The sequence below is a fragment of the Herbaspirillum rhizosphaerae genome (assembly GCF_001189965.1).
GTDB lineage: Bacteria > Pseudomonadota > Gammaproteobacteria > Burkholderiales > Burkholderiaceae_D > Herbaspirillum > Herbaspirillum rhizosphaerae.
Genome location: NZ_LFLU01000008.1, coordinates 119356 through 132949, shown reverse-complemented (window position 1 = coordinate 132949; position 13594 = coordinate 119356). Strand labels below are relative to the sequence as shown.

13 protein-coding genes are annotated in these 13594 nt (G+C 61.4%); 9 read left to right on the top strand and 4 right to left on the bottom strand.

Features of this window, described 5'->3' with window-relative positions:
- Positions 1-7: 7 nt before the first annotated feature.
- Complete coding sequence (locus AKL25_RS13130; RefSeq protein ID WP_050478117.1) at positions 8-2848, top strand: DNA translocase FtsK; 2841 nt, start codon at positions 8-10, stop codon at positions 2846-2848.
- A gap of 116 nt (positions 2849-2964) precedes the next feature.
- On the opposite strand, the gene AKL25_RS13125 is transcribed toward AKL25_RS13130, so the two are convergent.
- Positions 2965-4296, bottom strand: a complete 1332-nt coding sequence (locus AKL25_RS13125; RefSeq protein ID WP_050478116.1) for an MFS transporter — start codon at positions 4294-4296, stop codon at positions 2965-2967.
- A 138-nt stretch (positions 4297-4434) separates the two neighbouring features.
- Positions 4435-5073, bottom strand: coding sequence for a CYTH domain-containing protein (locus tag AKL25_RS13120; protein WP_050478115.1), 639 nt, complete (start codon positions 5071-5073; stop codon positions 4435-4437).
- A gap of 171 nt (positions 5074-5244) precedes the next feature.
- Between AKL25_RS13120 and AKL25_RS13115 the strand changes: the two genes are divergently transcribed.
- Positions 5245-5778 (top strand): hypothetical protein, encoded by a 534-nt coding sequence (locus tag AKL25_RS13115; protein WP_050478114.1) that lies wholly within the window; start codon positions 5245-5247, stop codon positions 5776-5778.
- A gap of 96 nt (positions 5779-5874) precedes the next feature.
- Here AKL25_RS13115 and AKL25_RS13110 read toward each other — a convergent pair whose 3' ends face one another.
- Positions 5875-6081 carry a hypothetical protein gene (locus AKL25_RS13110; protein WP_050478113.1) on the bottom strand — a complete coding sequence of 69 codons (207 nt, stop codon included), beginning with the start codon at positions 6079-6081 and terminating at the stop codon, positions 5875-5877.
- Positions 6082-6226: 145 nt separating this feature from the next.
- Here AKL25_RS13110 and AKL25_RS13105 point away from each other — a divergent pair, with 145 nt between their 5' ends.
- A complete protein-coding gene (locus AKL25_RS13105) occupies positions 6227-7006 on the top strand; it encodes an alpha/beta fold hydrolase (protein WP_050478112.1) in 780 nt (259 codons plus the stop codon).
- On the opposite strand, the gene AKL25_RS13100 is transcribed toward AKL25_RS13105, so the two are convergent.
- Positions 6987-7859: a LysR substrate-binding domain-containing protein gene (locus tag AKL25_RS13100; protein WP_050478111.1), complete on the bottom strand. Its 873-nt coding sequence runs from the start codon at positions 7857-7859 to the stop codon at positions 6987-6989. The genes AKL25_RS13105 and AKL25_RS13100 overlap by 20 nt on opposite strands.
- Before the next feature lie 151 nt (positions 7860-8010).
- On the opposite strand from AKL25_RS13100, the gene phnD reads away from it, so the two are divergent.
- From phnD to AKL25_RS13070, 6 genes are all read left to right on the top strand, one after another.
- Entirely contained in the window at positions 8011-8883 is an 873-nt protein-coding gene (gene phnD, locus AKL25_RS13095) for a phosphonate ABC transporter substrate-binding protein (protein ID WP_050478110.1), read from the top strand.
- Positions 8880-9698 carry a phosphonate ABC transporter ATP-binding protein gene (gene phnC / locus AKL25_RS13090; RefSeq protein WP_050478109.1) on the top strand — a complete coding sequence of 273 codons (819 nt, stop codon included), beginning with the start codon at positions 8880-8882 and terminating at the stop codon, positions 9696-9698. The genes phnD and phnC overlap by 4 nt, the downstream gene beginning before the upstream one ends.
- Positions 9695-10546 carry a phosphonate ABC transporter, permease protein PhnE gene (gene phnE / locus AKL25_RS13085; RefSeq protein ID WP_083444690.1) on the top strand — a complete coding sequence of 284 codons (852 nt, stop codon included), beginning with the start codon at positions 9695-9697 and terminating at the stop codon, positions 10544-10546. Before phnC ends, phnE begins: the two co-directional genes overlap by 4 nt.
- Positions 10547-10591: 45 nt before the next feature.
- Positions 10592-11719 carry an iron-containing alcohol dehydrogenase PsrA gene (gene psrA / locus AKL25_RS13080; protein WP_050478108.1) on the top strand — a complete coding sequence of 376 codons (1128 nt, stop codon included), beginning with the start codon at positions 10592-10594 and terminating at the stop codon, positions 11717-11719.
- Between the two features lie 17 nt (positions 11720-11736).
- Positions 11737-12564: a phosphonoacetaldehyde hydrolase gene (gene phnX / locus AKL25_RS13075; RefSeq protein ID WP_050478107.1), complete on the top strand. Its 828-nt coding sequence runs from the start codon at positions 11737-11739 to the stop codon at positions 12562-12564.
- 310 nt (positions 12565-12874) lie between these two features.
- Positions 12875-13552: a DUF1120 domain-containing protein gene (locus AKL25_RS13070; protein WP_050478106.1), complete on the top strand. Its 678-nt coding sequence runs from the start codon at positions 12875-12877 to the stop codon at positions 13550-13552.
- Positions 13553-13594 lie beyond the last annotated feature (42 nt).

Below are 13594 nucleotides of genomic sequence, written 5' to 3'. Positions count from 1 at the left end.
TTAGCGGATGCGCTTATTTTTACTTGATTGGTTCGGCTGGTCGTTTTTGTGGATACTGCCCCTGCTCGGCAGAGTACTGGTGTCGTTGCTGTCCGGCAAAGGCCTGCGCGGACGCGGCTCCATCCGCATCTGGCTGGGCACGCTGATTGTCCTGTGCGCCAGCAGCGCCATCGAAGCCATGCTCAGGAGCCAGGGCGACGGCGTACTGGAAAGCGATTTCGTCGGCCAGGCCTTGGCGCGCAGCGTCTCCGCCGGTCTCGGCAAGCTGGTCGGCGTACTTGCCTTATTGGCAAGCGGATTGCTGGGTTTGTTCTGGCTGTTCGGACGCAGCCGTAAAGTTGTCGTCGACGACGAGTCGGATATCGCAGGTTTGCCGGCGCAGGCCTCGGTGCCGCGCCGCACGCAGGCCAACATCCCGCCGACTGTGCGCAACCTGCCTGCCAGCCAGGCGCCCAAACCCGTCAAGCCATCAACTGCGCCGCAGCCTTTCGGCAACTTGACCCGCAAACGCGATCCCTGGCCGCTGCCCAATGAAATGCCGCGCAGCGCCAATCCATCGCAAACACCCGCCGGCAACTGGCCGTCGGCGCCGCGTTCGAGCGAACCGCTCAAGCGCCCGGCGCGTCCCGCCTCCGAATGGGCGCCGTTCGAAGCCTTGCGCCCGACGCAAGCCATGCTGGCGCGCTCCACCGCGACGCCGGCAGCCGAACCGGCTCCGGCTCATCAGGCTGCGCCCAAGCCGTCGCTTGCCACCAGCATCATCAGCAAACCGCGCATTACACCGATTCCCGGCAGCAGCACCAAGGTGCGCATCAGCACCGCCAGCGATCGCAGCCAGTCGATTCCGACGTCGCTGAGCGCTACGCTGGGGACACGCTTTCCTTCGCACGCGGCTGCTTCTCCGGTGGTGCAAGCCCTGCCTCAGGCCGCTGCCGGTATGGTTGCTGCGGCAGCCGTGCCCGTAACGCCGCTGCCGTCGCCGACACAAGTAGCGCCGGTAGCGCCCTCAGCTGCGACAGTGACGCCGCAGACCCCGGTCGACATCCTGACGGCGCCGGCATCGCTGCCGTTTGATCTGCCGGAGCCGGAGGCGGTCATCGCACCGGAGCCGTTCAGCATCGTCGACGCACGGGTTGAGCCCGTCTGGGAACCGGTCGCTGCGCCTGCCGCCGCCATTGCGCCGACGGCTCCTTTTGCCGATACGCCGCCGCTGTTCGAAATGCCCGAAGAGTCTTACCTTGCCCCTGCAGCGCCGACGCCTTCAGCACCCATGCAAATCCGCACATGGACGCAAGCTCCGGCTGCAGCTGCGCAGCAGGCAGCGCAAGCTGCGGCAGAAACATTGACGTCTTATCACCCGTCCGACGTCCCCCTGCCCGGCATCGAGCTGCTCGACCAGGGCAGCGACATGCCGGTGGAGATGGACGAAGCGCAGCTAATGGAAATCGGCCAGCTGATCGAGCAGCGCCTGAAGGAATTCAAAGTCCCGGTCACCGTGCTGGGCGCCTACGCCGGGCCGGTGATCACCCGTTTCGAGATCGAACCGGCATTGGGCGTGCGCGGTGCGCAGATCGTCAACCTGATGAAGGATCTGGCGCGTGCGCTCGGCCTGACCTCGATTCGCGTGGTGGAAACCATCCCCGGCAAAACCTGCATGGGCCTGGAGCTGCCGAATCCCAAGCGGCAAATGATCCGCCTGGCCGAAATCATCCAGTCCGAAGCCTATGCGCGCTCGGCCTCGCACCTGACCCTGGCCATGGGCAAGGACATCACCGGCGTGCCGGTGGCGACCGATCTGGCGCGCGCGCCGCATATGCTGGTGGCGGGCACGACCGGTTCCGGCAAGTCGGTGGCGATCAACGCCATGATCCTGTCGCTGCTCTACAAGGCCACGCCGGATGAAGTTCGCCTGATCATGATCGACCCCAAGATGCTGGAATTATCCGTTTATGACGGCATCCCCCACCTGCTGGCGCCGGTCGTCACCGACATGAAACTGGCGGCGCACGCGCTATCGTGGTGTGTGGCGGAAATGGACAAGCGCTATCGCCTGATGTCGGCGCTGGGTGTGCGTAACCTGGCCGGTTACAACCAGAAGATCGCCGACGGCGTCGCCGCCGAGAAATACGTCAAGAATCCGTTCTCGCTGACGCCGGATGCGCCGGAGCCGCTGGATCGCCTGCCGATGATCGTGGTGGTCATCGACGAGCTGGCCGACCTGATGATGGTGGCGGGCAAGAAGATCGAAGAACTGATTGCGCGCCTGGCGCAAAAAGCGCGCGCCGCCGGCATCCACCTGATCCTGGCAACCCAGCGGCCGTCGGTCGACGTCATCACCGGCCTGATCAAGGCCAACATCCCGACGCGCGTGGCGTTCCAGGTGTCCTCCAAGATCGACTCGCGCACGGTGCTGGACCAGATGGGCGCAGAAACCTTGCTCGGCCACGGCGACATGCTGTTCCTGCCGCCGGGCTCGGGTTACCCGCAGCGCGTGCATGGCGCTTTTGTATCGGATGAAGAAGTGCACCGCGTGGTGGAACATCTGAAGGCCCACGGCGAGCCGCAATACGTGGAAGCGATCCTGGCCGGCCCGGCCTCGGAAGAGCCGCAGCAAGGCGACATGTTCGGCGAGGCGGGCGGCGACGAAAGCGATCCGCTGTACGACGAAGCCGTGGCCTACGTCACCCGCAGCCGCCGCGCCTCGATCTCGTCGGTGCAGCGCCAGTTCCGCATCGGCTACAACCGCGCGGCGCGGCTGGTGGAACAGATGGAGGCGGCAGGCATCCTGTCTTCCATGTCCAAGAGCGGCGCGCGCGATGTGCTTGCGCCGCCGCCTCCTGACTTGTAAGCAAACCTGCATCGCCGTCGTCTTGACGAAAGTCAGGACCCAGTGTGGTAACAACCGTTGTACGACACTGGGTCCCAGCGTTCGCTGGGACGACGATCACAGATCTTGAATCGTTTCTATTTTTCTGACTTGACCGTCTTGCTGATAAAGGCAAAGATCATCACCGTCGCCATGAATTCGACGATCGCGATGGTCGTCAGGCCCTTGCCGTATTGCCCCGTGGTGGTCTTCAGGTATCCCAGCAACTGCGGCGAAAAATAGCCCGACAGATTCGCCACCGAGTTGATCACCGCCAGCCCCACGACAATCGCGGTGCCGGACAGGAAGCGCCCCGGCAACTGCCAGAACACCGGAATCGCGCCCATGGTGCCGGCCGACGACAACGCCAGCGCAAAGATCACGCCGGCCGCACTCTTCTGCCCCAGAAAATACGCCGCCAGCAGCAAGCCGGTGGCGCCGATGGCCGCCGCGACTGCCGTGTGGATGCGCACTTCCTTGTTGCGATCCGACAAGTAGCCGTTGAGCAGCATGCCGAACCATCCGCAGCAATAGATCCCGCCCATGACCCAGCCCAGGGTCTTGATGTCGGTAAAGCCAACCTCCTTCACCAGACTCGGCCCGTAATAGACCAGCGTGGCGTTGCCGGCGATGATGCAGAAAAACACCGCGATCAGCGCCCACATGCGCGCGCTGCGCAACGAGGCGAAGAAGCTGTGCTCACGCGGCCCCAGCGTCTGGTCTTCAGTCGACAATTCGGTTTCGACATGCGCCTTTTCACGCTCGCTCAGCCATTTCGCATCGCGCGGACGGTCGGTCAGCAAGAAATAGGCGGCCAGCCCGGCCAGGATCGATGGAATCCCTTCGATGATGAACAGCCATTGCCAGCCCTTGAAACCGCCCAGACCTTGCGACAATTCCATGATGTACGCCGCCAGCGGACTGCCCAGCACCAGCGACACTGCCGAGGCCGACACGAACACGCCCAGCGCCTTGCCGCGCCGGTGCGTCGGCAGCCAGTAGGTCAGATACAGGATTACGCCCGGTTGCAGCCCGGCTTCGAAGGCGCCCATCAGAAAACGCAGGATGTAGAACTGCGTGGAGGTCTGCACCCAGGCCATCAGCACACAGGTGATGCCCCAGCCGATGGTGATGCGCATGATGGTCTTGCGCGCGCCGAACTTTTGCAGCGCCAGATTGCTCGGCACTTCAAAGATGAAATAGCCGATGAAGAAAATCCCGGCGCCGGCGCCGTAAACGGCATCCGACCAGGCCAGGTCGCTCATCATGGTCAGCTTGGCGAAGCCGACGTTGACGCGGTCCACCCAGGCCAGGAACCAGATCAGGGTAACAAATGGAATGATGCGCCAGACGATGCGGCGGAATGTGACGTCGCGTTCCTCGACGCTGCCGACGGTCGCTAGCGGCGCGCTTGCTGCAATGGTATTCATGTGTCCCCCCAGACGGAATCAAGGCTATTGCGCACCAGACCTGTGCACACTTAGCCGTCCTCTTCCGGCAAGCAGCATCCATGCCACTGCCGGAAAAGACATCCGCAACATGTCGGGGAGAATTGTTGAGAGAAAACGTTACAAGGAACTGTCGGCCTTGGGAAAGCGCAGCGCAAAACCGCGCTGGGCCTTGCTGATATTGCTCGGCTCCAGGCTGATGACCTGTCTCAGCGTGCGTGAAAACGCCAGCAAGGCATCGGTCTGGCCGGACTTGAGCTCCAGCTCGATCTCGCACAGCGGCACGCAATCGTCACCCGCCGACACGAAGCCCTGATCCAGCGCCAGCTCGACCACCGTATCCTGCGGCAGATGCAGCATCCAGACGGTGCGCTGGAAGCTGGTGGTGAAGACTTCGCGCAACTGCTCCGCCAGGCCGGCGATCTCAAGCGCCGCGCGTGCGGACGGGTTATCGATCAGCGGCAGCAGGCGATCCAGGTCGACTTCCGGTCCGGAAACCTCGCACTCCCACTCATGGCGCTGATGCAGCCCGGCTTCGACACTGCCGCCGCCTTTGTAGGTCTGCAGCCACATGTCGCCGACCTTGCGCACACGCAAGGCCGAACGGTGTTGCTTCAGATGCAGGCCGGGGGTGTCGACGTAAATGCTAAACAGTTCCTGCACCTCCGGGGCGCCGGATGAATATTCTTTCAGCAGCGGCAATTGATGAAAGGCGTCGACATCGCGCGGAGCGATGGATAGTTTGAGTTCGATTTCCATGGCGCGAGTTTAACCGCAATTGCGGCCGGATTTCATGACACACCTGTTACATGAATGGCAATTTTTCATCGTTTTGTATCGTCCCGGACATGCGCGGAGTGCTTTGCGGATGAGCGCCGCCCGGCATATTCCACTATGATGGCGGACCTTGTTCCACCTTTATTGCCATCCATGTCCGCCCTCTCCCCCGATACGCCAGATACCTCCGACACCGACGCTCAGACCACCGACGCTTCCGACGTCATCCACGAACCGCGCCTGTGGCGCGACGAAGGCTGGACCGCGCGCATCATCAAGAACGACGACGATGACGGCTGGGCCGTCGAGATGACGCGTGAAGGCGAGCGCGAACCGACGCTGATCGGTCCCTGGACCATGGGCCGCGACAAGAAGAATCCCAAGCCGATGGACAAGCCGGCCTTCAATACGCTGGTCAAGACGGCATCCGAATTCCGCCGCCGCAGCGAACAGCAATTGCACGCGCAATTGCACAAGAACATCACCGTCGACAGCGCCGAAGGCAGCATCAGGGTGACGCTGGATATCGTGCCGGACGACGATTTCCCCTATGCCGATCTGAAAGCATGGGACGAAGCCGGCGAATTGCTGGCCAAGGTGCAGGTCGCGCCGAATTTCAAGCTGAGCGCGGCCAGCGCCGAACGCTGGGTGGAAGGCGGCTATCGCAAGCCGAGCGGCGGCGGTTGATCGAAGGTTGATCGAAGCCTGATGGAAACGATATAAATAAAAACGGCAGACGCGATGTCTGCCGTTTGAGTTTGTGCGTTGCTGACTTGGATATCGTCACACGCGATAGATTTTTTCTCCGGTCTGGACGATCTTGAATTTGGCGTCCGATAAAGGATCGAGCGCCCGTCCGTCGTTCAGCTTGTAGGTCTTGAGACCTTCCGGCGCACTCTTGTCCGCCTCTTCAATGGGCGTCTGGTACACCTCTACGTGGTAGGCAGCTCCGGTCTTGCCTTTAGCGTCGAATTTCTCAACCAAATCCATACGTGTCTCCTTTGTGTTCAGGTCAGTACCGGATATAAAGATAGCAGATTTATTTTTGAGCGGGACAAAGATTTCGGCTTGTTTTGCACTTCCGCATGAAAACATGGAAAACTAGCGCATCTCATCATCGGCATTTCCCTCTTCCATGCCCCATCTCAGCATCCACCCAGCGGTCGGCGGACCTCACCAGATCTACTACGAATTGATCGATGGACAAGCTGAAAAGCCCTGTCTGGTCTTCCTCCACGAAGGTTTAGGTTGCACTGCAATGTGGAAGGATTTTCCGCGACGTTTGTGTGAGATAACAGGCTGTCCGGGACTGCTGTATGACCGCCTCGGCTATGGCCTCTCTGATGCATTGCAGCAGAGTCGTAAGACAGATTATCTTCATCGCTATGCACTCGAAGAATTGCCTCTGGTTCTGACGCACGCATTGCCGTCCGGGCAACCCTACATCGTCATCGGCCACTCGGACGGCGGCAGCATCGCCTTGTTGCACGCCGCACAACAACCGCCAGGTCTACGCGCAATCGTCACCGAAGCCGCGCATGTCTTTGTCGAAACCCTCACCCTCGACGGCATCCGCGTCGCTGAGCAAGCCTATGCCGACGGCAAATTGCGCGGCCTGACCCGATATCACGGCGACAAGACCGAACAGATTTTCAAAGCCTGGTCGGACACCTGGCTGACGCCGGATTTTGCAAAGTGGAATATCGAAGAGGTGCTGCCGTCCATCGCTTGTCCGGCGCTGATATTGCAAGGCATAGACGACCAGTACGGCACGCGCCGCCAGGTCGACGCCATCGTCGCAGGCGTTCCCGGTGCGCGCATGCAGTTACTGGAACAATGCGGCCATACGCCGCATCAGGAACAGGCCGCTGCCATCCTGGAACTGATGGACACCTTCATTCGGTCGCCGGCATAGCAGAAACCTGCTGCAGGAACGAGGCCACCAGCCGGCTGTCCTTGCGATCCGCCAGGCAGTAAATATAGGTATGCGTGCTGACCGGATTGCCCTCGATCGGCAACAGCTTGAAACGCGGATCCGGCACGAACTCCGCCTCCGACACCGTGCCCAGTCCGATGCCGCGCGCCACGGCTTCGCGCAGGGCTTCGCGGCTGCCGATTTCCATCACCACGCGCGGCATGACGTCGGCTTCCTTCAATACCTTCTCCAGCGCCAGCCGCGTGGTCGAACCCTGTTCGCGCATCACCATCGGCTGGCCGTGCAAATCCTGCAAACTGATCGAGTCGCGTTTGGCAAATGGATGATCGACGTGGGCGAACACCACGATGGCGTGATCGGCATACGGCACCGCGATAAAACGCGGATCGTCATTGAAGCTGGCCAGTACGGCGACGTCGGTGACGTAATTTTCCAGATCAGCCATGGTTTCCGCCGAATTACCCATGCGGATCGACAGCTCCACATTGGGAAACTTGCGGCGATAGGCGTCGACCATTTCGATCACGTGGAAAGGACCGACCGCGCCGATCTTCAGGTGGCCGATGTTAAGCACGCCAGAGTTGTACAGCAGGTTGTAGGCGTCCAGCTCCAGCTCGGCGATCTTTTGTGCAATCGGCAACAGGCGCTGGCCGGTGTCGGTCAGGTCGAGACGGCGGCCGCGCCGGTAGAACAGCTCGACATTGTGCTGACGCTCCAGCGCCTGCACCTGCGAAGTCAGGGTCGGCTGGCTCACGCCGAGTGTGCGCGCAGCGGCGCTAAAGCCGCGATTGCGGGCGACGGCGAGAAAGGCGCGGAGTTGCGAAGGCGTCATCTATAGATTCCATCAATAGGTAAGCGTCAATCTCCTGATTATATCGATAATAAAGCGGTCACAATAGCTCCCTATTCTGTCGGTCATGAACACAAGCCCGTCCCGGTTACCCCAGCCGGAGCGGACCTCACTCACCACCGACAGGAGCATCATGAAACGCCTCTCCGCCCTTTTCCGTCCTTTGGCCTTGTGCCTTAGCCTGATTTCCGCAACGTCCGCATTCGCCGCTCAGCCCCAACAGCTGACCGTCGGCCTGATCCCGGCTGAAGATTCGCAAGCCATGCTGGAAAACAGCAAAAAAGTCATCGACAGCCTGCAAGAACAGCTCGGCATGCCGGTCAAGCCCTTCATCGCCACCGACTACAACGGCATCATCGAAGCGCTGCGCTCGAAGAAGCTGGACGTCGCCTATCTCGGCCCGTTCTCCTATGTGCTGGCGACCTCGATCGCCAACGTCGAAGCCTTCTCCGTAGCTGAAACCAAGAAGACCGGCAAGAGCTCCTACAAGAGCCTGATCATCGTGCGCAAGGACAGCGGCATCGAAACCGTGCCGCAACTGAAGGGCCACACCATGGCCTTCGTCGATCCATCGTCGGCATCGGGCCATCTGTTCCCCACCGCCGGCCTGCAAAAGCAAGGCATTGAACCGAGCAAGTATTTCTCGCGCGTGATCTTCTCCGGCTCGCATGACGCCAGCATCCTGGCCGTCGCCAACAAGAAGGTCGACGCCGCCGCCGTGGCCGACCGCATCTTCGCCGCCGCCGTCGCCAAGGGCGTGGTCAAGCAAGCCGACTTCAACATCGTCTGGACCTCGCCGGACATCCCTGAGTCGCCGATGGTCTGGCGCAAGGATCTCGATCCTGAGCTGAAGAAGAAAATCGCCGCCGCCTTCGCCAACGTCAAGAACGTCGAATGGGGCGACCAGGGCGTGCTCAACGGCTTCGTGCCGACCAACGACGCCGCTTACAACGTCGTGCGCGACACCGCCAAGATCCTCAATCTCGACCTCAAGGCAATGAAATGATCAGGATCCGTTCGCTCACCAAGCAATACGGCAGCAATGCCGTGCTGCGCGGCATCGATCTCGATGTCGCTCCCGGAGAATTCCTGGTCGTGCTGGGACCGTCCGGCGCCGGCAAGTCGACCTTGCTGCGCTGTATCAACGGTCTGGCGACACCGACTTCCGGCGAGCTGGTGGCGGCCGGATTCGATGCCACCGATGCACGCAACGGCAACGTCCGCAAGTTGCGCCAGCAAGTGGCAATGATTTTTCAGCATCACAACGTCGTGCCGCGCCTGTCGGTACTGAAGAACGTACTGACCGGCCGGCTCGGCCAGACCTCGACGCTCAGTTCGATCCTGCAATTGTTCAGCCGCCAGGATGTGGCGCTGGCGATGGATTGCCTGCGCCGCGTCGAGCTGGAACACAAGGCGGAGCAGCGCACCGATGCGCTCTCCGGCGGCCAGCGTCAGCGCGTGGGCATCGCCCGCGCCCTGGCGCAGCGTCCGCAAGTCATCCTGGCCGACGAACCGGTCGCCAGCCTCGACCCCAAAACCTCGCGCCTGGTGCTGCAATACCTGCGCGCCGCCTGCCGCGAACTCGGCATCACCGTGGTCTGCAACCTGCATCAGGTCGACTACGCCCGCGAATTCGGCGACCGCATCGTCGGTCTGTCGGGCGGCAAGCTGGTATTCGACGGCCGCGGCGACGAATTGCGCGATTCCCACCTCAACCTGATCTACTCCGGCCTCGACCAGGTCAAGGCGCAGGACGAATTGCATCACGCCCGTCAACCTGCCGCGCCCACTGAAATGGTGCTGGAAGGAGCCCTGTCATGAGCATCCCCCTGCAAACCGACATGGACCGCGCCAGTTATCACGACTACGTCTGGACCGGCGCCCGCCCGCTGACCCTGCGCTCCTGGTTGCTGTGCATCGCCGCCGTCGCCGCCGTCGCTTTCGTCCTGACGTGGAGCGCGCAAGGCACACAACTGAGCTGGAGCGAACTGGCCAACGGCTTGCCGCAGATCGGCGACTTCCTGAGCCGCTCGTTCCCGCCGAACTGGAAAATCCTCGGCAATCTCGTCGGCCCCGCCATCGAAACCGTCCAGATCGCCATCTGGGGCACGCTGCTCGGCGTCATCGTCGCGATTCCGGTGTCCTTCCTCGCGGCGCGCAATCTCAACCGCAACCGGGTCGTCTATCAGGCCGTGCGCCAGATGCTCAACGTCACGCGCAGCATCAATGAACTGATCCTGGCGCTGGTGTTCGTCTCCGCCGTCGGTCTCGGCCCCTTCCCCGGCGTGCTGGCGCTGGCGCTGCATGGCGTCGGCATGGTCGGCAAGTTCTTCGCCGAAAGCATCGAGGAAATCGACGACGGCCCGCTGGAAGCCTTGCGCGCCACCGGCGCCCGTCCGTTGCAGGTGATCGTCTTCGGCGTCTTGCCGCAAGTCATCACGGCCTGGATCGCCACCGTGCTGTATCGCTTCGAGGTCAACCTGCGCCAGGCCACCGTACTCGGCATGGTCGGCGCCGGCGGTCTCGGTTTCGAACTGGTCAACAGTCTCAAGCTGTTCAAGTACCAGGACACTGCGACCTGCATCGTGGTCGTCACGCTGATGGTGGTGATCGCCGACACCATCTCCAGCCGTTTGCGCCAGATGATCCAGGACGGCAAGGTACATTAATTTAACTGCATTAATTTTCAGTCACATTTTTTAGTAAAGAACTCCATGTGGAATTATCACAACCCGGTCGCCGTACAGGCCGGCAGCGGCAGTCTGGCGCAGTTGCCGACCTTGCTGAACGGCCGGCGCGCCCTGCTGATCACCTTCCCCCAGGCCGCCGCGCTCGGGATGGAAGCGCGCATCACCGCATTGCTCGGCGACCAACTGGCTGGCATCGAAAACGCCGTGCAACCGAATCCGGACGTCAGCTGGCTTGCCGCGATGTATGAGCGCGTCTGGCGCGATCATGCCGACGTCGACTGCATCGTCGCCTTCGGCGGCGGCAGCGTGATCGATTGCGCCAAGGCCATGCTGGGCAAGACGCCTTCCGGCCGCTTCGATGAATTGCTTTCTCATTTGCACGACAATGCGCCGCTGTCCGGCGACGGCGCCAAGACCCTGATCGCCATCCCGACCACGGCCGGCACCGGCAGCGAAGTCACGCCATGGGCCACCATCTGGGACGCTGCCGCAGGCAACAAGTATTCCCTGCATCAGGACTGGACCTGGCCGCAGGCCGCCATCATCGATCCGCAACTGATGCTGAGCCTGCCGCAGGACATGACGCTGGCCAGCGGACTCGATGCGCTTTCGCATGCGCTGGAGTCGATCTGGAACGTCAACCGCAATCCGGTCTCCGCCAGCCTGGCAGCGACGGCTGCGCGCAGCATCGTCGACACGCTGCCCGCCTTGCTGCAACATCCGCGCGACCTGCCGCTGCGCGAACGCATGGCGGTGGCCGCACTGCAAGCCGGCCTGGCGTTTTCCAATACCAAGACGGCGCTGGCCCATTCGCTATCCTATGACATCACGCTGCACCACGGCGTCACCCACGGCATCGCCTGCTCGTTTTCGCTGCCGCATGTGATGGCGCTGGCCTTCGGCAATGCTGACGATGTGGATGCCCTGCTGCTGGATATTTTCGGCGCCGCCGATGCACAGGAAGCCATCGATAATTTATCCGGCTTCCTCGAAGGCCTGGGCGTAAGCACCGACCCGGCGCATTACGGCGTCGCCGACGCCTGGGAGGCGCTGGTGCAGCGTGCGTTGCAAGGGCCGCGCGGACGCAATTTCATTGCTGCAGCAAAAGACACCAAAGACACCGGCGCCGTACTCCACGCCATCCATCCGTGAACCAGAAAGGAATATCCATGCCCCGTACAAGCACCGCTCCCAAAGAGCTCCAGGCCGTCATCTTCGACTGGGCCGGCACGCTGGTCGACTTCGGCTCGCTGGCGCCGACGCAGATCTTCGTCGACGCCTTCAAGAGCTTCGACATGAACATCTCGCTCAAGCAGGCGCGCGGACCGATGGGCCTGTCCAAGTGGCAGCACATCCGCACCCTGCTCGACAATCCCGACATCGCGCGCCAATGGAAAGAACATCACGGCCAGTTGCCGACCGACGCCGATGTCGACGCCATCTATGCACGCTTCATGCCGATGCAGATCGCCAAGGTCGGTGAATATTCCCAGCCTATCGACGGCGTGCAGCAGACGCTGGCCTGGCTGCGCCAACGCGGCCTGAAAATCGGCTCCTGCTCCGGCTATCCGCGCCAGGTGCTGGACGTGCTGCTGCCCCTGGCCGCAGCCGAAGGCATCCAGCCCGACCACGTCATCGCCGGCGATGAACTGCCGGCAGGCGGCCGTCCAGGCCCCTACATGGCGCTGGCCAACATGCTGGCGCTGAAGATCGGCAACGTCGCCGCCTGCATCAAGGTCGACGACACCACGCCCGGCATCGAAGAAGGCATCAACGCCGGCATGTGGACCGTCGGCCTGTCCCTGTCCGGCAACGAAGTCGGCTGCACCCGGGCGGAACTGGCGCAACTGTCGCCGGAAGAAATCACCGCGCTCAAGACCCTGGCCGAAATGCGCCTGCGCGACGCCGGCGCACACTACGTGATCGACTCCGTCGCCGATCTGCCTGGCGTGGTGGAACAGATTGCGGAACGACTGAAGGCCGGCGAACGTCCTTGATCCTAAACTTCATGCAATTGCCCGGCCCCTGAAAGCAGGGCAATTGCATGCAAGGGAAATACCGTCGAGCCAAGGCATAAAATCCGCGCCGACTGGCTCAAACGACGGTTAAGAACACAAAGCCGACATTTGAAAACGGCAATTCACCGTATATAAAATGCAATTATTTGCAATTTAAAACAATTATTTTCCAAGCATTAATATCAATTATTTTTGAGACTTTTCTTATATAAACGACGTCCCCGAATCGCGACAATGGCTTCACTGAAACACGAAACCATTTTCAACAAACCGATTAAGGACGACGATCATGAACAAGCTCATCACCTTCGCTGCACTGACTTCCACCCTGCTGGTTTCCGCCCTGGCCCACGCAGCCACCACCACCGAACTCAAAGTCACCGGCGTCATTCGCCCCGCTGCCTGCACGCCAAGTTTCACCGGCGGCGGCACCGTCGACTTCGGCGTGATTCCTCCCAATACGCTGAGCGATACGGCGGCAACCCCCTTGGCAGGCAAACATATCCCCTTCACCATCACCTGCGATGCAAGCACCAAGGTCGCCATTCGTGCTCTCGATAATCGCAAAACTTCTATTGCCCCAGGCGTCGCAGCAGTATTGCCGACCACCCCCGGCGACAATCTGGCATTCGGCCTGGGCACCGTGGCCGGCAAAAAAGTAGGCGCCTATATCATCCGCATCAGTACGACTGCGCTCCTGGCCGACGGGGCCGCACCCTCTATTTTGTCTGACAACACCAGCAATGCAGGTGTCTGGGCGAACTCTGGTTCCACCGTCAGTTATTTCGCCAATGACGGCAGCCTGCGTAAATCCTTTGCCCCTCTGGGTACAACGGCCCCTGGCTCTTACAAGTCCGTCAGCGGCAACCTCTACATCCACCCCGTCATCGACAAAAAAGCCAATCTCGATCTGACCGGCGATGTCCCTCTGGATGGCTCGGCAACTATCGAAGTGCAATACCTGTAACCGGTTTGACTGCCGCACAACACCATTTCAAACTGATTGCAG

Excerpts from the sequence above, each read along its gene's own strand:
- AKL25_RS13125 (WP_050478116.1), bottom strand. The coding sequence starts at position 4,296 with ATGAATACCATTGCAGCAAGCGCGCCGCTAGCGACCGTCGGCAGCGTC.
- AKL25_RS13100 (WP_050478111.1), bottom strand. The coding sequence starts at position 7,859 with ATGACGCCTTCGCAACTCCGCGCCTTTCTCGCCGTCGCCCGCAATCGC.
- phnX (WP_050478107.1), top strand. The coding sequence starts at position 11,737 with ATGCCCCGTACAAGCACCGCTCCCAAAGAGCTCCAGGCCGTCATCTTC.
- phnE (WP_083444690.1), top strand. The coding sequence starts at position 9,695 with ATGAGCATCCCCCTGCAAACCGACATGGACCGCGCCAGTTATCACGAC.
- psrA (WP_050478108.1), top strand. The coding sequence starts at position 10,592 with ATGTGGAATTATCACAACCCGGTCGCCGTACAGGCCGGCAGCGGCAGT.
- phnD (WP_050478110.1), top strand. The coding sequence starts at position 8,011 with ATGAAACGCCTCTCCGCCCTTTTCCGTCCTTTGGCCTTGTGCCTTAGC.
- AKL25_RS13110 (WP_050478113.1), bottom strand. The coding sequence starts at position 6,081 with ATGGATTTGGTTGAGAAATTCGACGCTAAAGGCAAGACCGGAGCTGCC.
- AKL25_RS13105 (WP_050478112.1), top strand. The coding sequence starts at position 6,227 with ATGCCCCATCTCAGCATCCACCCAGCGGTCGGCGGACCTCACCAGATC.
- phnC (WP_050478109.1), top strand. The coding sequence starts at position 8,880 with ATGATCAGGATCCGTTCGCTCACCAAGCAATACGGCAGCAATGCCGTG.
- AKL25_RS13120 (WP_050478115.1), bottom strand. The coding sequence starts at position 5,073 with ATGGAAATCGAACTCAAACTATCCATCGCTCCGCGCGATGTCGACGCC.
- AKL25_RS13115 (WP_050478114.1), top strand. The coding sequence starts at position 5,245 with ATGTCCGCCCTCTCCCCCGATACGCCAGATACCTCCGACACCGACGCT.
- AKL25_RS13130 (WP_050478117.1), top strand. The coding sequence starts at position 8 with ATGCGCTTATTTTTACTTGATTGGTTCGGCTGGTCGTTTTTGTGGATA.
- AKL25_RS13070 (WP_050478106.1), top strand. The coding sequence starts at position 12,875 with ATGAACAAGCTCATCACCTTCGCTGCACTGACTTCCACCCTGCTGGTT.